This window comes from Streptomyces bathyalis (genome assembly GCF_015910445.1).
Taxonomy (GTDB): Bacteria; Actinomycetota; Actinomycetes; order Streptomycetales; family Streptomycetaceae; genus Streptomyces; species Streptomyces bathyalis.
On sequence record NZ_CP048882.1, the window covers coordinates 3,685,131 to 3,709,104 of the forward strand.

The window sequence follows — 23,974 nt, forward strand, 5'->3', positions numbered from 1 at the left end:
TGACGGAAAGGTCTTCGTGGACGACTCCGGTATCAGAGCACTGCTGGAGCACCTCCCCGTCTCCTGGTGGGAGGCCGACGAGCAGTGGCACCTCCTGGAGAAGGGCGGCGGCGCCTTCGCCGACCTGCCCACCGCGCAGCGCTTCCTCGACCGCATGCGCCAGGAGATGGCCTCGCCGGGACACTCCCTCGAAGACGGCCACTGCCTGGTCCACTTCGACGGCCGGAACTTCGACGTGAGGTGGCCGCCGGACGAGAGCCGGGGCCAGGGCTGCACCCGCGGACTCGCGGTCGAGGCCGATGCCCGGCCCGCAGGCGGCCGCCGCTACGCCGCCTTCGCGGAGTTCGCCGACTTCGCCCCGGCCGCGGCCTTCATACGCGACCCCGACGGGTGCTACCTGTGGGCCAACCACTCCTACGCCCACCTCTACGGCACCACACCCGAGCGGGTCGTCGGCAGCCGCATCGAGGACTTCGACTCCCCCTCCGACGCCGCGCAGTTCCGCGCTCTGGACCAGGAGATCCTCAGCAGAGGCAAGCCGGTGCGCCACACCCTGAGCTACCACCGCCCGGACGGCATAGGGCAGGCCGCCGGCCACCGCTTCCCCGTCCGGGAGAACGGCCAGATCTGCGTGGCCGGGATCTACGTCGACATCACCGAGCACACCCGCGCCATGAACCAGCGCCGGGAGGCCGAGGAGAACCTGCGGGCCCTGCGCGACCACAGCGGTCTGCCCTGCGCGCTGCTCTCCGCCAACGGCCGCATCGAGCAGGCCAGTACGGCCGCCGCCGAGCTGTTCCGCGAACGTCTGTCCGACCTCGTCGGCCGCCGCGCGCACACCCTCCTCGCCGCCGCGACCGACCTGCCCCAACTGCGCCTCGTGTGGGAGGGGTTGATCACCCGCCGCGTCAGACGCGTGGAAACCTCCGCCGTGCTCCTCGATGCCCGGGGACGGCAGCGCCGCGCGCAGCTCCACCTGACCACGGTGGGCCGGTCCGCGGGTCGCGCCACCCACGTATGGGCAGTCGTCACCCACCAGAGCCTCGCCCACGACGCCCACCCGCCGCTGACCGCCGCGCAGGTCCGCATACTGTCCCTCCTCGCGGAGGGCAGCACCAACGGCGAGATCGCCACCTCCCTGAAGCTCTCCCGGCAGGCCGTCGACTACCACCTCAGCCGGCTGCGCGACCTCTTGGGCGCCGCGACCAGACCCGCACTCGTCGCCCGTGCCTACGTCCTCGGCATCCTCGCCCCCCACGCCTGGCCCCCGCGCCCGGCCACGGCCGCCCAACCCCTCAATTCCCCTTGAGGCGGCGTCCGTTCAGCGAGTCGCATGGCCGCCGGCGCATGAGTGCCGCTGATCTCCGGCCGGGGGTGCGGCGGACGCCGAGACCCGTTCGGGGTGAGCCCAGCCCGCGTTCGGTGTGAACCTGTTCTGTGAGCCCGTTCGATGGGAGCCCGTTCGACGGGACGCAGCGCACCGGTACGCGAGGACCCTCGCGCCCGGTGACCCTGGTTCCGGCTGGGCCGGTCACGGGCGCGGCGATGAATTCTTCCGGCCCGGAGAGTCTCGCCACCGTTGCCCACCGAATCGGAGGCCCCCGTGGCTCAGCTCCTGAGAGTGCAGAACTTCAACGTCTCAAGTGACGGCATCGGTGCCGGTGAGGACCAGACCCTTGAGCGCCCCTTCGGCCACGTCGAGCCCGAGCGGCTGTTCGCCTGGGCCGGCGCCACGGCGAGCTGGCCCATGCGCACCGACCCCGGCGGAAGCCGCGGCCTCGACGACTACTTCACGCGGGACTACCCACGCAACATCGGCGCCGAAATCATGGGCCGCAACAAGTTCGGGCCCCAGCGGGGGCCCTGGAAGGACCATGAGTGGCGCGGCTGGTGGGGCGACGAGCCACCGTTCCACACTCCCGTGTTCGTCATGACCCACCATCAGCGTCCTTCGTTCACGCTCTCCGACACGACGTTCCACTTCGTCGACGGGGACCCGGCCACGGTCCTGGAGCAGGCGCGGGAGGCGGCGCAGGGCATGGACGTCCGGCTCGGCGGCGGGGTCACCACCATCCGTGAGTTCCTCGACGCCGACCTCGTCGACACCCTGCATGTCGCGGTCTCGCCGGTGACGCTCGGGTCCGGGCTACGGCTGTGGGAGTCCCCGGATGAGCTGAGCGACCGATTCCATCTCGAGGTCGTGCCCAGCCCGAGCGGCGTGACCCATCACCTGCTCTGGCGAAAGTGACACGAGGGTCCACCGAGGCAGGGCGAATTCACGTGGTGGATATGAAAGCGGCTGCGCGCAAGGTCTTCGACGCGTACGACCTCGATGGCGACGGCACGATGTCGTTCGAGGAGTTCGGGGGCCCGCCGGACTGACCTCTACAGGCACGGTGCCGTGTCAGCAGTCCCCCGGAAAACGTGAACGTCCCTACGTCTGCGCCATGTCCACGAAGCGCGAGTAGTGCCCCTGGAAGGCCACCGTGATCGTCGCCGTCGGACCGTTGCGGTGCTTCGCCACGATCAGGTCCGCCTCCCCCGCGCGCGGCGACTCCTTCTCGTACGCGTCCTCACGGTGCAGCAGAACGACCATGTCGGCATCCTGCTCGATCGAACCCGACTCGCGGAGGTCGGAGACCATCGGCTTCTTGTCCGTGCGCTGCTCCGGACCACGGTTGAGCTGCGACAGCGCGATCACCGGAACCTCGAGCTCCTTCGCGAGCAGCTTCAGGTTCCGGGACATCTCCGAGACCTCCTGCTGACGGCTCTCGGGACGCCGCGAACTGCCCGTCTGCATCAGCTGGAGATAGTCGATCACGACCAGCTTCAGGTCGTTCCGCTGCTTCAGCCGGCGGCACTTCGCCCTGATCTCCATCATCGACAGGTTCGGGGAGTCGTCGATGTACAGCGGCGCCTCCGTCACCTGGGGCATCTGGCGCGCCAGCCGTGTCCAGTCCTCGTCCGTCATCGACCCCGACCGCATGTGGTGCAGCGCCACGCGCGCCTCCGCCGACAGCAGCCGCATCGCGATCTCGTTGCGCCCCATCTCCAGCGAGAAGATCACGCTCGGCATGTTGTGCCTCACGGAGCAGGCCCGGGCGAAATCCAGGGCAAGGGTCGATTTCCCCATGGCGGGCCTTGCCGCGATGACGATCATCTGGCCCGGGTGGAGCCCGTTCGTCAGCGAGTCGAGGTCGGTGAAGCCGGTGGGCACACCTGTCATCTGGCCGCTGCGCGAGCCGATCGCCTCGATCTCGTCGAGGGCGCCCTCCATGATGTCGCCGAGGGGGAGGTAATCCTCCGACGTGCGCTGCTCGGTGACCGAATAGATCTCCGCCTGGGCGGAGTTGACGATGTCGTCGACGTCGCCGTCGGCCGCGTATCCCATCTGAGTGATCCGGGTGCCCGCCTCGACGAGCCGCCGCAGCACCGCCCGCTCGTGGACGATCTCCGCGTAGTACTCGGCGTTGGCCGCCGTGGGCACCGTCTGCACGAGGGAGTGGACGTAGCCCGGCCCGCCGACGCGGCTGATCTCGCCACGCCGGGTGAGTTCGGCGGTGACGGTGATCGGGTCGGCCGGCTCACCCTTGGCGTAGAGGTCGAGGATCGCCTCGTAGACGGTCTCGTGCGCGGGGCGGTAGAAGTCGTGACCCTTGAGGACCTCGACGACGTCGGCGATGGCGTCCTTGGAGAGCATCATGCCGCCGAGCACGGACTGTTCGGCCTCGAGGTCCTGCGGCGGCACGCGCTCGAAGGAGACGGACGCGGGTGCCGGGGAGTGTTCCTCCGTGCCCCGGTCGTGGCGCTCGCCGCGCCCGTTGCCGCCCGATCCGTTGTGGCCGCCCTGCCCGTGCTGACGGCTGCGGGCAGCGGGGAAGCGGTCGCCGTGGGCGGGACGCGCGGCACTGCGGGTTGCGGATTCCGACGCCCAGGGGTCCTCGACCTGTTCGGGCTGCTGAGTCACGCGTTCACCTCCTCCCCGTCCTGGTGATCAAGCACGACCGGACCTGACCGCAGTGCCCCTCTTTCTTACGGCACGGCTCTGACAATGGCCGCCCGGCTCTCCATCGGCGCGTCGGGACAACGGAGTTGACGAGGGGTTTGTGGGGCGGGCGACTGCCCACGTTATGGGGACGAGTAGGCGTCAGCCAATCTTGTTATCCACAGGGTGATGTGGACGGTGGACAAGTTTCTGTGGAGAAGACCGCGAAAGCTGTGTACGGCACGGGGGACAGCCCTGTGGAGAAGTCGGGTCCCGCCCACGCCGACCACCTCTGACCTGTGACGACGGCATCCACTGCCTGTGCGGGGAAAAAAGTCGGCCCTCGAACCAGGATCGTTACGCGGCTTGGCGCACAGTTGCCGCACACGCACGCGAGCCCCACACGAGTAATAGTCAGTATCCCCTTGCAGCCATTACTTGTGGATGCTTGGATCGAACCCATGAACGACCCTGCTGCCACACGTTCCACCATGCGGCGCCACGACCGCGAAATCGTCGCGCTGGCACTCCCCGCCTTCGGCGCCCTCGTCGCCGAACCTCTCTTCGTCATGGTGGACAGCGCCATCGTCGGCCACTTGGGAACCCCCCAACTCGCGGGCCTCGGGGTGGCGGCGGCACTGCTGCAGACCGGGGTCAACATCTTCGTCTTCCTCGCCTACGCCACCACCGCCGCCGTGGCCCGGCGCGTCGGCGCCGGCGATCTCCCCGCGGCCATCCGCCAGGGCATGGACGGCATTTGGCTCGCTCTGCTGCTCGGCCTGGCCGTGATCGTCGTGGTGCTGCCGGGTGCTCCGCTGCTCGTCGACCTCTTCGGTGCCTCGGCCACCGCGGCCCCGCACGGCGAGACCTATCTGCGCATCAGTTCGCTCGGCATCCCCGCGATGCTCGTCGTGCTCGCGGCGACCGGTGTGCTGAGGGGTCTTCAGGACACAAAGACGCCCCTGTATGTGGCGGTGGGCGGCTTCTCCGCGAACGCGGCCCTGAACGTGCTGCTCGTCTACGGGTTCGGGCTCGGCATCGCGGGCTCCGCCTGGGGGACCGTGCTGGCGCAGTGGGCGATGGCCGCGGTGTATCTGTTCGTGGTCGTACGCGGTGCGCGTCGGCACGGCGCGTCCCTGCGTCCGGACCTGGCAGGTGTACGGGCGTGCGCGCAGGCGGGTACGCCTTTGCTGATCCGCACACTCTCGCTGCGTGCCGTGCTGATGATCGCGACAGCGGTCGCGGCACGGCTGGGCGACGCGGACATCGCGGCGCATCAGATCGCGCTGACTCTCTGGTCGTTGCTGGCGTTCGCCCTGGACGCGATCGCCATCGCGGGACAGGCGATCATCGGGCGGTACCTGGGCGCCGGGGACGAGGCGGGTGCGCGGGCGGCGTGCCGGCGGATGGTGCAGTGGGGCGTGGTCACGGGTGTGGTGCTGGGTCTGCTGGTCGCGGCGGCGCGGCCGTTCTTCATGCCGCTGTTCACGTCCGACGGTGCGGTGATCGGCGAACTGACGCCCGCGCTGCTGGTGGTCGCGGTGACGCAGCCGATCGCCGGTGTGGTGTTCGTGCTGGACGGTGTGCTGATGGGCGCGGGTGACGGTCCGTATCTTGCGGCGGCGATGCTGGTGACCCTGGCGGTGTTCGCGCCGGTGGCACTGCTCGTCCCGCTGGTGGGGGGCGGTCTGACAGCGCTGTGGTGGACGATCGCGGGCGTGATGATGGGCGTGCGGCTGGTGACGCTGTGGGTGCGCGCCCGCTCCGGCCGCTGGGTCGTGACCGGTGCCGTACGGGCCTGACCCCGCGCAGGGCCGCCGCGATCCGCCGACCTCGAACCGGTGCCGTTGCCCTCAGCCGGCGCATGAGCCCGCCCGGAAAAGGCACCGCGAACATGAACGGAGGGCCGTACTCCCTGACTTCAGGGGTACGGCCCTCCGCTGTTGCCGTTGCCGGCCGGAGTTCGCTGCCGTTCCGTTCAGCCGTGGCGGCTGATCAGGCGGCGAGGACCTCGATGTCGATCTTTGCGGCCACCTCGGCGTGCAGACGCACCGAGACCTGGTGGGAGCCCAGGGTCTTGATGGGTGCACCCACCTCGATGCGGCGCTTGTCGATCTCCGGGCCGCCGGCTTCCTTGACGGCACCGGCGATGTCGGCCGGGGTCACGGAGCCGAAGAGACGGCCCTGGTCGCCGGCCCGGACCTTCAGACGCACGTTGGCGCCCTCGATCCGGGTCTTGATCTCGTTGGCCTGCTCGATCGTGGCGATCTCGTGGATCTTGCGGGCGCGGCGGATCTGCTCGACGTCCTTCTCCCCGCCCTTGGTCCACCGGATGGCGACGCGGCGCGGGATCAGGTAATTGCGTGCGTAGCCGTCGCGGACCTCCACGACATCGCCCGCGGCACCGAGGCCGGACACCTCGTTGGTCAGGATGATCTTCATCTGTCGGTCACCCTTCCCTTATCGAGCGGTCGAGGTGTAGGGCAGCAGCGCCATCTCACGGCTGTTCTTGACGGCCGTGGCGACGTCGCGCTGGTGCTGGGTGCAGTTGCCGGTGACTCGGCGGGCACGGATCTTGCCGCGGTCGGAAATGAACTTCCGCAGCAGGTTCGTGTCCTTGTAGTCGACGTAGTTGATCTTCTCCTTGCAGAACACGCAAACCTTCTTCTTGGGCTTGCGAGCAGGCGGCTTCGCCATGTCTCTCTCCGTTGAAATTCAAGAAGTGTGCAGCTGTCTGGCCCTGCCCTGACCGACCGCGGGTGCTCCGCGGCGGTCTTTCCGGCCGGTACGCGCGGGTGCGCGTCCTGTCAGAAGGGGGGCTCGTCCGAGTAGCCGCCGCCGGAGCCGCCGCCCCAGCCGCCTCCGCCGCCACCCTGGCCGCCGCCTGCCGGTGCGCCGGTCGCCCACGGGTCGCCCGCGGGTGCGCCGCCGCCCTGCTGGCCGCCGCCCTGGCCTCCGCCCCAGCCGCCGCCACCCTGGCCGCCGCCGAAGCCGCCGCCCTGGCCACCTCGGCCCGTGGTCTTGGTGATCTTGGCGGTGGCATTGCGGAGGCTGGCGCCGACCTCGTCGACGTCCAGCTCGTAGACCGTGCGCTTGATGCCCTCGCGGTCCTCGTACGAACGCTGCTTGAGGCGGCCCTGTACGACGACGCGCGTCCCCTTGGTGAGGGACTCGGCGACGTTCTCCGCCGCCTGCCGCCAGACCGAGCAGGTCAGGAAGAGGCTCTCGCCGTCCTTCCACTCGTTGGTCTGGCGGTCGAAGGTGCGGGGGGTGGACGCGACACGGAACTTCGCGACCGCCGCACCGGAGGGGGTGAAGCGCAGCTCGGGGTCGTCGACAAGATTGCCGACGACCGTGATGACGGTCTCGCCTGCCATGGGGAACCTCTCGGCGGGGTGCTGCTGGCTGCTTGTGGCTTCTGTGGCTCGTGCTGTGGCTTGCTGCTACTCGGTGTCCGGTGCTGTGCCCGTCCGTGGTGCCCTGTGTGCCGTGAGGCTCAGTGGGCGGCGGGGCGCAGAACCTTGGTCCGCAGAACCGACTCGTTCAGATTCATCTGGCGGTCGAGTTCCTTGACGGCCGCAGGCTCGGCCTGCACGTCGATGACCGAGTAGATGCCCTCGGGCTTCTTGTTGATCTCGTAGGAGAGCCGGCGACGGCCCCAGGTGTCGACCTTCTCGACCTTGCCCTTTGCGTCGCGGACGACGGAAAGGAAGCTCTCGATCAGCGGCGAGATCGCGCGCTCCTCGAGATCGGGGTCGAGGATCACCATCACCTCGTAGTGACGCATGTGGAACCCACCTCCTTCGGACTCGCGGCCACGGTCGTTCCGTGGCAGGAGGTTCGTGATGCGTTCCGCACCGGCGCCGCCTCAGCTCGGCGGCGGGTGGGTGCAGACCGTTCAGACTACCCGGCTTGAGCCTTCCGGTTGAAATCCGGGGGCAAGTCGCCGCAACCTGGACGCAACGGTGTGAGCGGCGTCACTGGGGCGCCGCCGTTGCTGGCCTCTGTCAGGAGGTGCCGCATGGCACAGGCAGTACGGCACAACCCGGTTTCCATGGTCCTCGACGACAGCAGGGCTCACCCGCTGGAGAGCTCACTCGCGGCGGTGACGGTCGTTGTGGGCGTGGTCGCATTCCTGACGGCACTGCTGTCGCCGGAGCTGCATGTGCTCAGCGCCTGGACGGGCCTGGTCGGCATCGTCACGGGGGCGTGGGGGCAGTTCATCTCCGCCACGACGGGTGAGCGCTTCGCACTGATCATCGGGCTGGGCGGGGCCGCCTTCGGCTTCTATCTGGGCATGGCTCACGGCGGACTGCTCGTCTGAGCCCAGCCGCGACCGCGGCCCCGGAACCAGGCCCCCAGCACACGGCCGGTCCGGCCCCGGGCTCGCTGTTCCTCCGACGGCGGGCCGGGCGTCGTACCGGCCGTCGGGCTGTCCGCCGCCTTCCGAAATGCCGGGAATGCCAGCTCTCCTTACTCTGGCGGATGTACGGCTGCGGGCGGTCGGCGTCCGGTCATCAACCGATCGTGTGACCACTCGGCCGATGGCTGCCGGCTCAGGGCGCATGCGCGCCTCACCGCGCAGGCCCGCGCCTCCCGCGCCCGTACGTGCGCCTTCGTCGCGCCGGCGTCGCAACGACGCGGCCCCCGCGGCCGAGGGAGAAGTCCGAGGGGAGGGACGGGGGCGAGCGAGAGGAGTCTGCACATGTCACAGCAGGACGGAGTCCCTGGCATCGATCCTTCCGCGCCGCCGAGCGGCACCGGGTGCGTCGAGTGTTCGGCGGGCGACGGCCCCGGGTGGTGGTTCCATCTGCGGCGCTGCGCGGAGTGCGGGCACATCGGGTGCTGCGACTCCTCGCCGGGACAGCACGCCACGATGCACGCACACCAGGCCGGGCATCCCTTCCTGGCCAGCTTCGAGCCGGGCGAGGACTGGTTCTGGAACGCGGACACCGAGCAGATCTACGAGGGCCCGCGGCTCGCCCCGCCCACGTCTCATCCGCAGTCACAGCCGACTCCGGGCCCGGAGGGCAAGGTCCCCGCGGACTGGCAGCGGCAGCTGCACTGAGCCTGCGCTCCGGATGCGGGCCCGGCCCCGGGCCTGTGCGCGGCGCGGAATCTGCGCGCCGCGCACTGCCCCGGGCCGACGCGCGTCGGGGCCCCTCGGGGGCCCGCCCGGAGTTCGCCCCCTCGGGAGCCTGCCCGGAGTTCGCCCTGGGCCGTCAGCGGTGGTGCCCGACCAGCTGCTGATCCGTGACGCCGTGCGGGCTCGTGAACGCCTCCATGTCCCATTCGGCACGCGAGGCCGCCGCCCGGTACGCGCTCTCGTAGAAGTCGAGCACCGTCGAGCGGGGATCGGCGAAGGCGCGCGCGTCGTCATAGCGCAGCAGCGCCAGATGACCGCCGTTCTGCGGCACCCAGCGCGCCTGCTCCGGACGGATCGGCTCCGTCTCCAGTCCCGCGGGCTCGGGGGCGGCGTAGGCGTAGAAGGCGGGTTCCGGGAAGGAGTCGTCGCCGAACCAGAAGCCGACGCTGATCACCTCGCGTGAGTACGCCTCGCGGGTCACCGCGTCCGTCTGCGGCGGCTGTTCCACGTGCCGGCCGGAGAAGCGCGTATGGGCGATGTCGAAGGTGTGCCAGAAGTGGTGCACGGGGCTGCTCTTGCCGGAGAAGCGTGCGGCGAACTCCTCGAGCACCAGTGCCACCTGGCTGAGGATCTGCCAATAGCGGTTGGCGTGCTCCGGGTTGTACGTGGCGTGCTCGGTGTCCCGTGAGAACGGCCTTGCGGAGTCGGGCAGATCGAAGGGCTCGGGGTGGGGGATCTCGGCGTGTATGCCGAGGTCCGTGAGCGCCTCCAGCGTCATCCGGCGGAAGGAGGCCACGGACTGGCCGAGCAAGGGGAAGGAGATCTCCGTGCCGTCGAGCGCCGCGACGACGAGCTGATGATCGACGAAGTCGAAGTCGATCGTGAAGACGGGGTTGCCGTCGGCCTGGCCCATCGGGCGCGTGGTGATGCCGCGGCCGGTGATGTGGAACGGCACGTTCCACCAGTGGTTCCGGCGGCTGCTCGAGGTGAGCCGGATCTTGCCGACGAGCTGCTCGAAGCGGTGCAGGGTCTCCTTGGTGTCCCGCCACTCGGTGAGAGGCAGGGGCGGGAAGAGCTCCATGGCGTCCTCCCCCTTCCTGCTGTGGTGCTTCCTGCCCTCCTGCTCCGGCACGCCTCGCGCCGGGCCTGCGGGCCTGGCACTTCCCATGATGACGACATCGCAGGTGTCCGGCATGTGCGCGGCGGGCCGCACCGTGCATGCGCGACCGGGCGGCCATGGGAGGGCCGGACATGTGCGTGCGCGGCGCTGCTGATCCCGGGTGCGGGCAGCAGGATGGGTGCCATGACATCTGCGCGCGCGGGAGAGGTGAAGATGTCCGGCGCCACCGGGCGCTGGGTGCTGTTCGCCACCGTCCTGGGCTCCAGCATGGTGCTGCTGGACGGCACCGCCGTGAACGTGGCCCTTCCGCGCATCGGCGAGGACCTGGGGGCGAGCCTCGCGGGGCTGCAGTGGGCCGTGAACGCCTACCTGCTGACGCTCTCCGGGCTGATCCTGCTGGGCGGCTCCCTCGGTGACCGGTACGGGCGGCGCAGGATCTTCGTCGCCGGGGTGCTGTGGTTCGCGGTGTCCTCGGCCATGTGCGGGCTCGCTCCGAGCGCGCCGCTGCTGATCGGCGCACGCGGCCTGCAAGGGGTGGGCGGCGCGCTGCTGACACCGGGCTCGCTCGCGATCATCCAGGCGGTCTTCCGTCCCCAGGACCGTGCCGCCGCCGTAGGGACGTGGGCCGGTCTGGGCGGAGTGGCCGGGGCGGTGGGGCCGCTGCTGGGCGGCTGGCTGGCCGGCGGGCCGGGCTGGCGCTGGGTGTTCCTGATCAACCTTCCGTTCGCCGTCCTGACCGCGGCCGTCGCCCTGCGCCACGTACCGGAGACGAGGGATGAGACGGCGAGCGGCCGCTTCGACGTCCCCGGTGCCGTGCTCGCGGCGCTGTCGCTGGGCTCCCTCACCTACGCCCTGACGGTCGCCTCCACACATCCCTTCGCCGCGATCGTGACGGGTGCGTCGGCCGTGCTGCTCGGTGCGGCGTTCATCGTGGCGGAGCGCCGCTCGCCGCATCCGATGGTGCCGCTCGGGCTGTTCTCCGTGCGGCTGTTCACGTACACGAACGTGGTGACGGTGCTGATCTACGGGGCGCTGGCCGCGGTGTCCTTCTTCCTCGTACTTCAGCTCCAGACCACCGCGGGCTTCTCGCCGCTGCTGGCCGGGCTCGCGCTGCTGCCGCTCACGTTGCTGATGCTGGCCTTCTCCAGCCGGGCCGCCCAGCTCGGCAAGCGCATCGGGCCGCACATCCCGCTGACGACAGGGCCGGTACTGGCCTGCATCGGCGTGCTGCTGATGCTCCGGATCGGTCCGGACTCCTCCTACTTCGCCGACGTGCTGCCCGCGGGCATCGGGCTCGGGGCAGGCATGACGCTGCTGGTCGCTCCGCTCACTGCGACGGTGCTGGACTCAGTGGACGTCGACAGGTCGGGGACCGCGAGCGGCATCAACAACGCCGCCGCACGTACCGGGGGCCTGATCTCCGTGGCGGCCATTCCCGCGATCGTCGGCCTGTCCGGCGACGAGTACCGCTCGCCCGCCGATGTCGACGCCGCCTTCCAGGGCTCGATGCTGATCTGCGCCGCACTGCTCGCGGCCGCGGGTGCCACGGCCTGGCTGTTCGTCAGGCCCGCGGTGCCGACGCAGGAGACGGTGGACGCCGTGTGCAGGTCGTGCTCCCTGTCCGCGCCGCCTCCTGCCGCCGAGCGTGCCGAGCGTGCCGAGCCCGGCGGCGGGACGTGATGCGCACCCGACGCACAGTAGGCTTCCCGGCGAGTCACCCACCTGCGCCGGAGGAGCGTCCCGCATGAGTCTGACCCTGAGGGCCATCAGCCGTGAGCAGCATCTGGCCTATGTCCGCAGCCTTCCTTCGGCCAGCCACTGCCAGGTGCCGGCCTGGGCAGATGTGAAGGGCGAGTGGCGGTCGGAGAACCTGGGCTGGTTCGACGGCAACGGAGAGCTCGTCGGCGCGGGCCTCGTCCTCTACCGGCAGCTGCCGAAGGTCAAGCGGTATCTGGCGTACCTCCCGGAGGGCCCGGTCATCGACTGGTTCTCGCCCCAACTGGAGGACTGGCTGCGGCCGATGCTCGCCCATCTCAAGCAACAGGGTGCCTTCTCGGTGAAGATGGGCCCGCCGGTGGTGATCCGGCGCTGGGACGCGCCCGCGATCAAGAGCGGCATCCAGGACCCCGACGTGAAGCGGCTGAGGGACGTGCAGGCGACGCACATCGAGCCGCACGCGTTCGAAGTCGCCGACAGGCTGCGCCGGATGGGCTGGCAGCAGGGCGAGGACGGCGGCGCCGGATTCGGTGACGTGCAGCCTCGTTACGTCTTCCAAGTGCCCCTTGAGGGACGGTCGTTGGAAGAGGTGCACAAGGGCTTCAACCAGCTGTGGCGGCGCAACATCAAGAAGGCCGACAAGGCGGGCGTCGAGGTCGTGCAGGGCGGCCTGCAGGATCTGGACGACTGGCAGCGGCTGTACGAGATCACCGCGGAGCGCGACAAGTTCCGTCCGCGGCCCAAGGCCTACTTCGAACGCATGTGGAAGGTGCTCAACGCCGAGGACCCGAACCGCATGCGGCTGTACTTCGCCGAGCACGAGGGCGAGCGGATCGCTGCCGCCACGATGCTGATCGTGGGGGGCCATGTGTGGTACTCGTACGGTGCATCGGCCAATCACAAGCGTGAGGTACGACCGTCGAACGCGATGCAGTGGCGGATGCTTCAGGATGCGTACGCGTTGGGCGCGAGCGTCTACGACCTTCGCGGCATCAGCGATTCGCTGGACGAGTCCGACCACCTCTTCGGGCTGATCCAGTTCAAGGTGGGCACAGGGGGAGAGGCCGCCGAGTATCTCGGCGAGTGGGACTTCCCGCTCAATAAGCTGCTGCACAAGGCGCTCGACATCTACATGTCGCGACGCTGACGGCGCGGGGGGACGCGCTGTATGAGAGGTCGCAATCAGATGACCGAGACGAGTGACGGAAGAAAGGTTCCCTACCGGCCATGGCGCTCACCCTCTACGTCGATACCGATCGCTGGCGGGCGCACCAGCAGTCGGTGATCCAGCAGTACCCGGGCCTCGTTCCGGTCTGCAAGGGCAATGGCTACGGCTTCGGCCACGAGCGGCTGGCCGACGAAGCCACGCGTTTCGGCAGCGACATCCTGGCTGTCGGCACGACCTACGAGGCCGCCCGCATGAAGGACTTCTTCGGCGGTGACCTGCTGGTCCTCACCCCCTTCCGCAAGGACGAGGAGCCGGTGCCGCTGCCCGACCGCGCGATCCGCTCGGTGTCCTCGGTGGAGGGCGTCGGCCTGATGCGCGGTGCGCGGGTCGTCATCGAGGTCATGAGCAGCATGAAACGGCACGGCGTGACCGAGCAGGACCTGCCGAAGCTGCACGCCGCGATCGACGAGGTGCGGCTCGAGGGCTTCGCCGTCCATCTGCCGCTGGACCGTACGGACGGTTCGGACGCGGTGGAGGAAGTCATCGGCTGGATGGACCGGTTGCGTGCGGCGAGGCTGCCGCTGGAGACGATGTTCGTCTCGCACCTGGGCCCCGATGAGTTCGCCCGGCTCCAACAGCAGTTCCCGCGGACGAAGTTCAGGGCGCGCATCGGTACGCGGCTGTGGCTGGGGGATCACACGGCCACGGAGTACAGGGGCTCGATCCTGGACGTGACGCCCGTCGTCAAGGGCGACCGGTTCGGCTACCGGCAGCAGAAGGCTCCGGGCGACGGCTGGCTCGTGGTCGTCGCCGGCGGCACGTCGCACGGCGTGGGCCTGGAGTCGCCGAAGGCGCTGCAGGGGATGACGTCGCGGGCGAAGGGCGTGGCCCGTGCGGGGCTGGCGACGGTGAACCGCAATCTCTCGCCGTTCCTCTGGGGCGGCAAGCAGAGGTGGTTCGCGGAGCCGCCGCACATGCAGATGTCGATCCTGTTCGTACCGGGGGACGCAGCGGAGCCCAAGGTCGGCGAGGAGTTGACGGCCCAACTACGGCACACGACCACGATGGTGGACCGCACGGTCGACCGCTGAGGCGGCACGCACCGGGAGGGGCCCTGGCCGGGCCCGCCGTCGCCGGGGGTCTCCGCCGCGCGGGCGGAGACCGCAAGTAGCGGTGACATCGGGGAAAGTCCGGCGGACCAATGCCCGCCCGCCCCTGAAGGGGACGGGGCCGGTCCGCCGGACCCGGCGGCCAACGGCCGCCGGGCAGCGCCTAGCGCTCCGTCTTCCCGTCGATGAACGCCTGCACCAACTCCCGCGCCTCGTCGTCGTAGTACTGCACGGGCGGCGACTTCATGAAGTACGAGGAGGCCGAGAGGATCGGCCCGCCGATGCCCCGGTCCTTCGCGATCTTCGCTGCGCGCAGGGCGTCGATGATCACGCCGGCGGAGTTGGGCGAGTCCCAGACCTCCAGCTTGTACTCCAGGTTGAGCGGCACGTCGCCGAAGGCGCGGCCCTCCAGCCGTACGTAGGCCCACTTGCGGTCGTCCAGCCACGCCACGTAGTCGGACGGGCCGATGTGCACGTTGTCGGCGCCCAGTTCGCGGTCGCGGATCTGGGACGTCACGGCCTGAGTCTTGGAGATCTTCTTCGACTCCAGCCGGTCGCGCTCCAGCATGTTCTTGAAATCCATGTTGCCGCCGACGTTCAGCTGCATGGTGCGGTCGAGGATGACGCCGCGGTCCTCGAAGAGCCTGGCCAGCACGCGGTGCGTGATCGTCGCGCCCACCTGCGACTTGATGTCGTCGCCGACGATCGGCACACCGGCCTCGGTGAACTTCTCCGCCCACTCCTTCGTGCCCGCGATGAAGACGGGCAGTGCGTTGACGAATGCGACGCCCGCGTCGACAGCGCACTGTGCGTAGAACTCGACCGCCGACTGGGAGCCCACGGGCAGGTAGCAGACCAGGACGTCGGCCTCGGAGTCCCGCAGGGCGCGCACGACGTCGACCGGCGCAGCGTCGGACTCCTCGATCGTCTCGCGGTAGTACCTGCCGAGCCCGTCGAGCGTGTGGCCGCGCTGCACCGTCACGCCGGAGGGCGGGACGTCGCAGAGCTTGATGGTGTTGTTCTCACTCGCGCCGATCGCATCGGACAGGTCGAGGCCCACCTTCTTGCCGTCGACATCGAAGGCGGCGACGAACTCCACGTCACGCACGTGGTATTCGCCGAACTGAACGTGCATCAGACCCGGCACCTTGGTGGCCGGGTCGGCGTCCTTGTAGTACTCGACGCCCTGCACCAGCGAGGCGGCGCAGTTGCCCACGCCTGCGATGGCTACACGAACCGAACCCATTCCGGTTGCTCCCTGTGTCTGGTCGGTGAGACCCGCGTTCGTACGGGGCCTCATGCGGTGTCCTCGGACGGATCCGGCGGGGTGCGATCCCCATGCCGGGGCCGGCCTCCCGCGTCTCCTTGCCGGCGCGGTGGAGAACCGGGCTCGATGCCCGCCTCCAGGTCGCGCCCGGTCCGCTCGCTCTCGATGAGCTCGGTGAGCCAGCGGACTTCGCGCTCCACGGATTCCATTCCGTGGCGCTGCAGTTCGAGGGTGTAGGTGTCGAGCCGTTCGCGTGTGCGGGCGAGCGAGGCGCGCATCTTCGCGAGGCGTTCCTCGAGGCGGCTGCGGCGCCCCTCCAGGACGCGCATCCGCACGTCCCGCGAGGTCTGCCCGAAAAAGGCGAAGCGGACACCGAAGTGTTCGTCTTCCCACGCGTCCGGTCCGGTCTGTGAAAGAAGCTCCTCGAAGTGTTCTTTTCCGGCCGCGGTCAATCTGTAGACGATTTTTGCCCGGCGGCCCGCCAGTGACGCCGAGAGGGCCTCCCGTTCGGTGCGTTCGCTCTCCGCCGGCGGGCGGGACGGCTCGTGCTCCTCGCTCAACCATCCGCGCTGCAAAAGGGTCTTGAGGCATGGGTAGAGCGACCCGTAGCTGAAGGCGCGGAAGACACCCAGCGAGGTGTTGAGCCGTTTTCGCAGCTCATAGCCGTGCATGGGTGATTCGCGAAGCAGGCCGAGTACGGCGAACTCAAGGATTCCCGAGCGCCGGCTCATGCTGCACCGCCCCCCTCAACCCCGAGCATCGATCGTGGACTTGTGTCGTGCTGATGTATCGGCTCGATACATCAGCACGATAGAACTCTGTCACCCGGGCGACAAGTGGGCCCCGGGTGAAGGGACTCACATCTCTGATTAGTTGAAGGCAACTTGCCTCGATTGAGATGAATGCTTGCTAACGGGCGTTTTGGATCTGCGTAGTCTGTGCGCGTGCAGACCACCACCGGGAACCAGACGACGCTCGAGTGCGTCATCGTCCTGGGTGCAGTGCGACCGGCAGACCGTGTGTCCGCGGGTCGCGCTCGGGGGACCAGACGACGTCAACTGCCACCTTCAGGCGCGAGCGCCTGCCCGAGGAGTAGCTGTTCCATGAGCGAGCACCGTCGAAAGCCGCCACGCGGCCGGCGCGCAGCGCAGCCGCCATCCGGCACCGGCCGCCGTTCCGCGCCGCCGCCCAGGGCCGGCGGCAGCCCTTACGGGGGTCGCGCCGAGGCACGGAGAGGGGCACCGCGCGGAGGAGGCGGCGGCGGCCGCCGGCGTGCGGCCGGAACAGGCGCCGCAGCCGGCGCCGGCCTGGCAGCGGGCGGCCTCGGCGGAGGGGGTCGCGCGCGCGCAGCCGCGGGCGCGTACGGCAGGGCCCGCGGCCGCTTCCAGCCGCCGCCCAACAAGCGGTTCGTCGACTACCCGCGCTGGAACAAGACCGGCGTGCGCCGCTGGGTGCCGTCCTGGAAGCTGGTGCTGGGCTCCATGGCCGGCTTCCTCGGGCTGATCATCGGCCTCTCCGGCATCGCACTGGCGATGGTGGGCACGCCGAGCGTCAACGAGGCGACGAAGCAGCAGAAGAACGTCTACTACTGGGCCAACGGCAAGCAGATGGTCGTCGCGGGCGGCGGCGACCAGAACCGGCAGATCGTGCCGCTCGCCCAGATCCCCAAGGCGATGCAGAGCGCGGTGATCGCGGCCGAGAACGAGTCGTTCTACAAGGACCCGGGCGTCGACCCGATCGGCATCGCCCGCGCCGTCGGAAGGATGGCGCTCGGCGGCGAGACGCAGTCCGGTTCGACGATCACGCAGCAGTACGTGAAGAACGCCTACCTCGACCAGTCGCAGACGCTGACGCGTAAGGCCAAGGAGCTGTTCATCTCCATCAAGGTCGGCGCGACCGTGGAGAAGCAGAAGATCCTCGAGGGCTACCTCAACACCGGCTACTACGGGCGCGGCGCGTACGGCATCCAGGCCGCGGCGCAGGCGTACTACCGCAAGGACGCCAAGGACCTCACCGCGAGCGAGTGCGCGTTCCTCTCCGCGACGCTCAACGGCCCCAACCTCTACGACCCGGCCGGCGGCATCGGTTCCGCCGCCACGCAGGACAAGAACCTGGAGCGGGCCAAGGACCGCTGGTCGTGGACGCTGGACCGGATGGTGAAGACGAACAGGCTGGAGGGGGCGACGCGGGCGAAGTACACGAAGTTCCCGATGCCCAAGCAGCCGAAGAAGTCGACCGAACTCAAGGGCCAGAAGGGCTACATGGTCGAGACGGTCAACAACTACATCACGGCCAACAGCAACATCTCCGACCGCAGGCTCAAGAAGGGCGGCCTGCGGATCCACACCACCTTCGACAAGCGGAAGATGGAGGAGATGGAGGCCGCCGTCGAGCGGGTGCGCAAGGCGAACATCAAGCCGAAGGAGCGCGAGGTCGACAAGTACGTCCAGTTCGGCGGCGCTTCGGTGAAGCCGAACGACGGCGCGATCGTCGCCATGTACGGCGGCGAGGACGCCACCTCCCACTTCACCAACAACGCCGACTACACCGGCGTCCAGGTCGGCTCCACGTTCAAGCCGTTCGTCCTCGCGGCCGCGATGCGCGACGGTGTCCGTGACCCCGAGGGCCCGGACGTGCAGACCGCGGACACCCGCACGCCGGTCTCGCCCAAGAGCATCTACAACGGCGACAACAAGCTGAAGCTGCGCAACTACGACCGCAGCATCTGGCGCAACGAGGAAGGCAAGGAGTGGCGCCAGCGCAACGACGGCAATGAGAACCGCGGCCGGATCTCGCTGCGCGAGGCCATGCAGTTCTCGGTGAACACGCCCTACATCCAGCTGGGCATGGACGTCGGAGTCGACAGGGTGCGGGCGGCGGCGCTCGACGCCGGCCTCAACGAGGACAGCCTGGCCCGCAGCACTCCGACCCTCTCGCTGGGCACGTCGGCGCCCAGCGCGATCCGCATGGCCAACGCCTACGGGACCTTCGCCAGCAGCGGCAACAAGTCCGAGCCGTACTCCGTCACACGTGTGGAGGAGGACGGCGTGAACATCTACACGCACCAGAAGAACGTCAAGAGCAAGTTCGAGGCCCGCGTGGCCGACAACGTCACGAACGTGCTCGAGACGGTCGTCAAGGGCGGCACCGGCAAGGCGGCGAGTGCGCTGGGCCGTCCCGCGGCGGGCAAGACCGGTACGACGGACGACAACAAGTCGGCCTGGTTCACCGGTTACACGCCGCAGCTGTCGACGTCGATCGGCATGTGGCGGGTCAACGACAAGGCGAAGACGCAGCGCTTCCAGAAGATGTACGGCGTGGGCGGCCAGGAGTCGATCCACGGTGCGTCCTTCCCCGCCGAGATCTGGACGAAGTACATGACGGGCGCTCTGAAGGGCACCTACGCCAAGCCCTTCCCGGTGCCCGAGCCGATCGGCGACAGGGTCTTCGGAGCCGGGGCCAGCCCGTCGCCGACGCCGACGCCGAGCGACACACCGTCGCAACAGCCCTCGCAGTCGCCCTCGCAGTCGCCGTCGCCGACGGACAGCTGCAACGGCATCCTGTGCAACAACCAGGGCCAGGACGCCGGCACCGACCAGGGCCAGGACGCCGGCACCGACCAAGGTCAGGACGCCGGCACCAACCAGGGCCAGGACGGCGGCGCTACCGGCGGAGACACCGGCGGCGATACCGGTGGGGGTGACAACGGCGGACTCTTCGGCGGACCGTCGGGAGGCCGCGAAAGGGACTAAGGGCCGCCAGGCCCCAGCCCCCGGCACCCTCCCGCCGCAAGCCGCGGAGCGGGACCTCGCAGCCCCGTCACGGGTCATACCGTGACGGGGCTGCTGGCGTCCGCGGCCGTACGGCAGGATGTGCCCCATGACGCGCGCCTACCTCTCGGACCGCCCCGACCGGAACGCCGCCCCCGTCCATCCCACGGAGCAGGACGAGGTCGCCGCCGCCGGCAGCGAGCTGATCGGGGGCCCGGTGGGCCGCCGGGTCGCGCCGGGTGCGGGCGGCTGGTGGACGCCGGTACGGGTGGTGGCGCTGCTGGGGCTGGGCATGTTCGTGCTGGGCATGGTGCAGAAGGCGCCCTGTTTCAACGGCGCCTGGTTCACCGGCCAGACGAGCCAATACGTACACGCGTGCTATTCCGATATCCCGCATCTCTTCGCCGGGCGGGGCTTCGCCGACGGGCTCGTCCCGTACTTCGACCGCATCCCCGAGCGCGTCTCCGGCGGCATGACCTACCTCGAATACCCGGTGCTGACAGGCGTGTTCATGGAGGTCGCGTCGTGGCTGACACCGGGCGGCGGTGACCTCCAGCATCGCGAGCAGCTCTACTGGATGGTCAACGGCGGCATGCTGATGGTCTGCGCGGCGGTGCTCTTCGTGTGCGCCACCCGCACCCACCGCGACCGCCCCTGGGACGGACTCCACGTCGCCCTCGCACCCGCTCTCGCGCTGACCGCCACCATCAACTGGGACCTGCTTGCCGTGGCCCTCACCGCCGCCGCGATGCTGATGTGGTCCCGCAGCCGCCCGCTCGCCGCGGGCGTGCTGATCGGGCTGGCGACGGCGGCCAAGCTCTATCCGGTCCTGCTGCTGGGCCCGCTGCTGGTGCTGTGCTGGCGCGCCGGACATCTGCGGGCGTTCGGCAAGGCACTGGGCGGCGCCGCGGTCTCGTGGCTGTGCGTGAACCTGCCCGTGATGCTTCTGGCACCCCAGGGCTGGTCGAAGTTCTACAGCTTCAGCCAGGAGCGGCCCGTCGACTTCGGCTCGATCTGGCTGATCATCTCCCAGCGGACCGACAGCCCTGTCCCCGAAGCCAACACCTACGCGACGCTGCTGATGGCGCTCGGCTGCGCGGGCATCGCCGCACTGGCCCTGCGCTCGCCGCGCCGGCCGCGCCTGGCTCAGCTGGCGCTGCTCGTGGTGGCGCTCTTCATCGTCACCAACAAGGTCTATTCGCCGCAGTACGTGCTATGGCTGATCCCGCTCGTGGCCCTCGCACGCCCCAAATGGCGGGACGTCCTGATCTGGCAGGCGTGCGAGGTGATCTACTTCATCGGCATCTGGCTCTACCTCGCCTACACGGGCAGCGGGGACAAGCACCACGGCCTGCCACCCGAGGGTTACCAGCTGGTAATCCTCATCCACCTGGCCGGCACGCTCTACCTGTGCGCGGTGGTGGTGCGGGACGCACTGATGCCGGAGCGGGACGTCGTACGCCGGAACGGCTCGGACGACCCCGGCGGCGGCGTACTGGACCGGGCGCCGGACGTCTTCACGCTGGGCGGTGGGGGACGGCGGGCACAGCACGGGAAGCCCGTGCCCTTCGAGGATCCGCAGGTGCGCTGGGGCACGACGACGACGCCCCACTGAGGACCGGGCACTGGCCCGGCCGGGCGAGGGCGGGACGCGGTACGGATCACGGGCCCCCGCTCGTGCGTCTCCCTGTTTCACGTGAAACAGGACCAGGCGTCCGCCGCGCGCAGCCTCCACCCCGCTCCGGATCGGGACGCGCAGCCACCCCGGCGTGTGTGAAGCTGGGCCCATGAGTGTCGTCGGAGATCTGCGCAGCCTGCTGCACTTCCCCGACTTCCGGCGACTCCTCGCGGTGCGACTGCTGTCCCAACTCGCCGACGGCATATATCAGGTCGCTCTCGCGGCCTACGTCGTCTTCTCTCCCGAGAACGAGACCTCACCGGCGGCCATCGCGTCTGCGATGGCCGTTCTGCTGCTCCCGTACTCACTCCTCGGCCCGTTCGCCGGCGTGATGCTGGACCGGTGGCGCCGACGCCAGGTCCTGCTCTACGGGAATCTCCTGCGGGCGGTGCTCGCCGCAGGCACCGCGGCGCTGGTGCTGGGCGCCACTCCCGCGTGGCTGTTCTATCTCTCGGCCCTCTCGGTCACCGCCGTGAACCGCTTCATACTGGCCGGCCTCTCCGCGGCACTTCCCCGCGTCGTGGACGAGCCCCGTCTCGTCATCGCCAACTCCCTCTCCCCGACGGCCGGAACGCTCGCCGCGACGGCAGGCGGTGGCATCGCCTTCGCCATCAGGCTGGCATCACCTGACGGCGGCCGGGCGACGAATGCCTGGGTGGTCCTGACCGGAGCCGTGGTCTATCTCCTCGCCGGCGCGACAGCGCTGCGGATGGGCCGCGACCGTCTCGGCCCCGGTCCCGACGCCGCACGGGTGCCCCTGCGGTTGCTCACGACGCTGGCCACCACCACCCGCGGCCTCGTCGACGGCCTGCGGCACCTCGGGCAACGGCACACCGCCGCGTACGCGCTCACCGCCATGACCCTGATGCGGTTCTGCTACGGCGCGCTGACCGTGATGGTGCTGATGCTGTGCCGGTACGCGTGGGGCACCGACGGCAAGGTGGGGGACGCGGTCGAAGCGGTGGACGTCGGCGCCGGCCTCAAGCTGCTCGGCCTCGCGGTGGCCGCGTCAGGGATCGGTTACTTCGCGGCTGCCGTCGTCACGCCCTGGGGCGTCGGACGGTCGGGCCGCTTCGGCTGGCTGGCACTGTGCGCCGCGGCGGCTGCCGTACTGGAGCCCGCCCTCGGGCTGAGCTTCGCTCCGGTGCCCATCCTGCTGTCGGCGTTCGTCCTCGGACTGGTCACGCAGGCATCGAAGATCACCGCCGACACGGCCGTGCAGTCGACGGTGGACGACGCCTACCGCGGCCGGGTGTTCTCGCTCTACGACATGCTCTTCAACGTCGCGTTCGTCGGCGCCGCCGGAGTGGCCGCGCTGATACTCCCGCCGGACGGGCGCTCCGTCACGCTCGTCATAGGAGTCGCCGTGCTGTACGCCGGGGTCGCTGCGCTGATGTTTCACGTGAAACGCTCGCAACCGGCCCGGAGCACCGCCTCGTCCTCGGCGCCGCCCCCGTCGTCACCGGGTGCGCTCTGACTCCGGATCCTGACTCTGGTCGGCCCACCACTCCTTGAGGGCAGAGACCGCCTCGTCATGCTCCATCGGGCCGTGCTCCAGCCGGAGTTCCAGCAGGTGCTTGTACGCCTTGCCGACCACGGGTCCCGGCTTCACGCCGAGGATGGACATGATCTCGTTGCCGTCGAGGTCCGGGCGGATGGAGTCGAGTTCCTCCTGCGCCTGCAGCTCCTTGATCCGCTGCTCCAGGCCGTCGTACGCACGCGAGAGGGCGCCCGCCTTGCGCTTGTTCCGGGTCGTGCAGTCCGAACGCGTCAGCTTGTGGAGCCGGGAGAGCAGCGGCCCCGCATCCCGCACATAGCGGCGCACCGCGGAGTCGGTCCACTCGCCCGTGCCGTACCCGTGGAAGCGCAGATGCAGCTCCACGAGCCGCGAGACGTCCTTGACCGTGTCGTTGGGGTACTTGAGCGCGACCAAGCGCTTCTTCGTCATCTTCGCGCCCACCACTTCGTGGTGATGGAAGGAGACCCGTCCGTCCGGCTCGAACCGCCGGGTCCTCGGCTTGCCGATGTCGTGCAGCAGCGCGGCGAGCCGCAGCGTCAGGTCGGGGCCGTTCTCCTCCAGGTCGATGGCCTGCTCCAGAACGGTCAGCGAGTGCTCGTAGACGTCCTTGTGACGGTGGTGCTCGTCCCGCTCCAGTCGCATCGCCGGGATCTCGGGCAGCGCTTGGTCGGCGAGTCCCGTCTCGACCATCAGCCGGATCCCCTTGACCGGACGGTCGGAGAGCAGGAGCTTGTTCAGCTCGTCCCGCACGCGCTCGGCAGAGACGATGCCGAGCCGCTCCGCCATCGACTTCATCGCCGCGAGCACGTCGTCGGCCACGGTGAAGTCGAGCTGCGCCGCGAAGCGCGCCGCACGCATCATCCGCAGCGGGTCGTCGGAGAACGACGTCTCGGGGGCCGCCGGGGTGCGCAGCACACGCCGCGCCAGGTCCTCCAGACCTCCGTGGGGGTCGATGAAGTCCTTCTCCGGCAGCGCCACAGCCATCGCGTTCACAGTGAAGTCGCGGCGGATCAGGTCCTCTTCGACGGAGTCGCCGTAGGAGACCTCCGGCTTGCGTGAGGTGCGGTCGTAGGCCTCGGAACGGTACGTGGTGATCTCGACCTGGTAGGTGCGGGTCTCTCCCCCGTCGTTCGTCCTCTTCTGGCAGCCCACCGTGCCGAAGGCGATGCCGACCTCCCACACCGCGTCGGCCCACGGCCGGACGATGCGCAGAACGTCCTCGGGGCGTGCGTCGGTGGTGAAATCCAGATCGTTGCCGAGCCGCCCCAGGAGCGCGTCCCGCACCGAGCCGCCGACCAGCGCGAGCTGGAAACCCGCGCTCCGGAAACGCCGGGCCAGGTCGTCGGCGACAGGGGAGACCCGCAGCAGCTCACTCACCGCACGTCGCTGCGCCGCACTGAGGTGCTCCTTGGCGGCGGGGGCGGGCGGTGTCGGCTGGATGTCATCATTGGCGTTCGGCACGACAGAACAGGGTACGTTGCCACCCCCGGACCCCGCCCCGCGCCCGGTCACAACTCCGGGCGATCATGTGACGCAGACCGCGGCGCGAGCCCTCA

At 69.6% G+C, this 23,974-nt stretch carries 21 protein-coding genes; 12 read left to right on the top strand and 9 right to left on the bottom strand.

Translation table 11 applies throughout. From position 1 onward, the window contains the following. Positions 1–16 precede the first annotated feature (16 nt). From G4Z16_RS16035 to G4Z16_RS16045, 3 genes are all read left to right on the top strand, one after another. Complete coding sequence (locus G4Z16_RS16035; protein ID WP_197351457.1) at positions 17–1,309, top strand: PAS domain-containing protein; 1,293 nt, start codon at positions 17–19, stop codon at positions 1,307–1,309. 294 nt (positions 1,310–1,603) lie between these two features. Then, positions 1,604–2,248: a dihydrofolate reductase family protein gene (locus tag G4Z16_RS16040; protein WP_197351458.1), complete on the top strand. Its 645-nt coding sequence runs from the start codon at positions 1,604–1,606 to the stop codon at positions 2,246–2,248. A 41-nt stretch (positions 2,249–2,289) separates the two neighbouring features. Further along, positions 2,290–2,382: an EF-hand domain-containing protein gene (locus G4Z16_RS16045; RefSeq protein WP_246531302.1), complete on the top strand. Its 93-nt coding sequence runs from the start codon at positions 2,290–2,292 to the stop codon at positions 2,380–2,382. Between the two features lie 52 nt (positions 2,383–2,434). Here G4Z16_RS16045 and dnaB read toward each other — a convergent pair whose 3' ends face one another. Beyond that, on the bottom strand, positions 2,435–3,967 hold the full coding sequence (gene dnaB / locus G4Z16_RS16050) for a replicative DNA helicase (RefSeq protein ID WP_197351460.1): 1,533 nt from the start codon (positions 3,965–3,967) through the stop codon (positions 2,435–2,437). 479 nt (positions 3,968–4,446) lie between these two features. Here dnaB and G4Z16_RS16055 point away from each other — a divergent pair, with 479 nt between their 5' ends. Then, positions 4,447–5,787 carry an MATE family efflux transporter gene (locus G4Z16_RS16055; protein WP_197351461.1) on the top strand — a complete coding sequence of 447 codons (1,341 nt, stop codon included), beginning with the start codon at positions 4,447–4,449 and terminating at the stop codon, positions 5,785–5,787. Positions 5,788–5,980: 193 nt separating this feature from the next. Here G4Z16_RS16055 and rplI read toward each other — a convergent pair whose 3' ends face one another. The 4 genes from rplI to rpsF form a co-directional block, all read right to left on the bottom strand. Next, positions 5,981–6,427, bottom strand: coding sequence for a 50S ribosomal protein L9 (rplI, locus tag G4Z16_RS16060; protein ID WP_197351462.1), 447 nt, complete (start codon positions 6,425–6,427; stop codon positions 5,981–5,983). An 18-nt stretch (positions 6,428–6,445) separates the two neighbouring features. After that, positions 6,446–6,682 carry a 30S ribosomal protein S18 gene (rpsR, locus tag G4Z16_RS16065; RefSeq protein ID WP_028438380.1) on the bottom strand — a complete coding sequence of 79 codons (237 nt, stop codon included), beginning with the start codon at positions 6,680–6,682 and terminating at the stop codon, positions 6,446–6,448. A gap of 110 nt (positions 6,683–6,792) precedes the next feature. After that, a complete protein-coding gene (locus G4Z16_RS16070) occupies positions 6,793–7,362 on the bottom strand; it encodes a single-stranded DNA-binding protein (protein WP_197351463.1) in 570 nt (189 codons plus the stop codon). 119 nt (positions 7,363–7,481) lie between these two features. Next, positions 7,482–7,772 carry a 30S ribosomal protein S6 gene (gene rpsF / locus G4Z16_RS16075; RefSeq protein ID WP_197351464.1) on the bottom strand — a complete coding sequence of 97 codons (291 nt, stop codon included), beginning with the start codon at positions 7,770–7,772 and terminating at the stop codon, positions 7,482–7,484. Between the two features lie 234 nt (positions 7,773–8,006). On the opposite strand from rpsF, the gene G4Z16_RS16080 reads away from it, so the two are divergent. Both G4Z16_RS16080 and G4Z16_RS16085 read left to right on the top strand, forming a co-directional pair. Further along, the gene (locus G4Z16_RS16080) at positions 8,007–8,309 is read left to right on the top strand and encodes a hypothetical protein (RefSeq protein WP_197351465.1); all 303 of its coding nucleotides are present in this window, start codon (positions 8,007–8,009) and stop codon (positions 8,307–8,309) included. Positions 8,310–8,690: 381 nt separating this feature from the next. Further along, on the top strand, positions 8,691–9,053 hold the full coding sequence (locus tag G4Z16_RS16085) for a UBP-type zinc finger domain-containing protein (protein WP_197351466.1): 363 nt from the start codon (positions 8,691–8,693) through the stop codon (positions 9,051–9,053). A 154-nt stretch (positions 9,054–9,207) separates the two neighbouring features. Here G4Z16_RS16085 and G4Z16_RS16090 read toward each other — a convergent pair whose 3' ends face one another. Next, positions 9,208–10,152, bottom strand: a complete 945-nt coding sequence (locus G4Z16_RS16090) for a DUF5996 family protein (protein WP_197351467.1) — start codon at positions 10,150–10,152, stop codon at positions 9,208–9,210. A 222-nt stretch (positions 10,153–10,374) separates the two neighbouring features. Here G4Z16_RS16090 and G4Z16_RS16095 point away from each other — a divergent pair, with 222 nt between their 5' ends. From G4Z16_RS16095 to G4Z16_RS16105, 3 genes are all read left to right on the top strand, one after another. Further along, positions 10,375–11,871: an MFS transporter gene (locus tag G4Z16_RS16095; RefSeq protein WP_197351468.1), complete on the top strand. Its 1,497-nt coding sequence runs from the start codon at positions 10,375–10,377 to the stop codon at positions 11,869–11,871. 64 nt (positions 11,872–11,935) lie between these two features. Beyond that, on the top strand, positions 11,936–13,054 hold the full coding sequence (locus G4Z16_RS16100) for a lipid II:glycine glycyltransferase FemX (protein WP_197351469.1): 1,119 nt from the start codon (positions 11,936–11,938) through the stop codon (positions 13,052–13,054). A gap of 80 nt (positions 13,055–13,134) precedes the next feature. Beyond that, positions 13,135–14,166: an alanine racemase gene (locus tag G4Z16_RS16105; RefSeq protein ID WP_197351470.1), complete on the top strand. Its 1,032-nt coding sequence runs from the start codon at positions 13,135–13,137 to the stop codon at positions 14,164–14,166. 181 nt (positions 14,167–14,347) lie between these two features. Here the strand turns inward: G4Z16_RS16105 and G4Z16_RS16110 are convergent, their stop codons facing one another. Then, the gene (locus G4Z16_RS16110; RefSeq protein ID WP_197351471.1) at positions 14,348–15,430 is read right to left on the bottom strand and encodes an inositol-3-phosphate synthase; all 1,083 of its coding nucleotides are present in this window, start codon (positions 15,428–15,430) and stop codon (positions 14,348–14,350) included. Positions 15,431–15,480: 50 nt separating this feature from the next. Beyond that, positions 15,481–16,182: a PadR family transcriptional regulator gene (locus G4Z16_RS16115; protein ID WP_197351472.1), complete on the bottom strand. Its 702-nt coding sequence runs from the start codon at positions 16,180–16,182 to the stop codon at positions 15,481–15,483. A 372-nt stretch (positions 16,183–16,554) separates the two neighbouring features. Between G4Z16_RS16115 and G4Z16_RS16120 the strand changes: the two genes are divergently transcribed. The 3 genes from G4Z16_RS16120 (at position 16,555) to G4Z16_RS16130 (ending at position 22,376) form a co-directional block, all read left to right on the top strand. Then, the gene (locus G4Z16_RS16120; RefSeq protein ID WP_197351473.1) at positions 16,555–19,203 is read left to right on the top strand and encodes a transglycosylase domain-containing protein; all 2,649 of its coding nucleotides are present in this window, start codon (positions 16,555–16,557) and stop codon (positions 19,201–19,203) included. Between the two features lie 118 nt (positions 19,204–19,321). Then, on the top strand, positions 19,322–20,836 hold the full coding sequence (locus G4Z16_RS16125; protein ID WP_425508083.1) for a glycosyltransferase family 87 protein: 1,515 nt from the start codon (positions 19,322–19,324) through the stop codon (positions 20,834–20,836). Positions 20,837–21,008: 172 nt separating this feature from the next. Then, positions 21,009–22,376, top strand: coding sequence for an MFS transporter (locus G4Z16_RS16130; RefSeq protein WP_197351475.1), 1,368 nt, complete (start codon positions 21,009–21,011; stop codon positions 22,374–22,376). Here the strand turns inward: G4Z16_RS16130 and G4Z16_RS16135 are convergent. After that, complete coding sequence (locus G4Z16_RS16135; RefSeq protein WP_197351476.1) at positions 22,359–23,879, bottom strand: CCA tRNA nucleotidyltransferase; 1,521 nt, start codon at positions 23,877–23,879, stop codon at positions 22,359–22,361. The genes G4Z16_RS16130 and G4Z16_RS16135 overlap by 18 nt on opposite strands. Between the last annotated feature and the right edge of the window lie 95 nt (positions 23,880–23,974).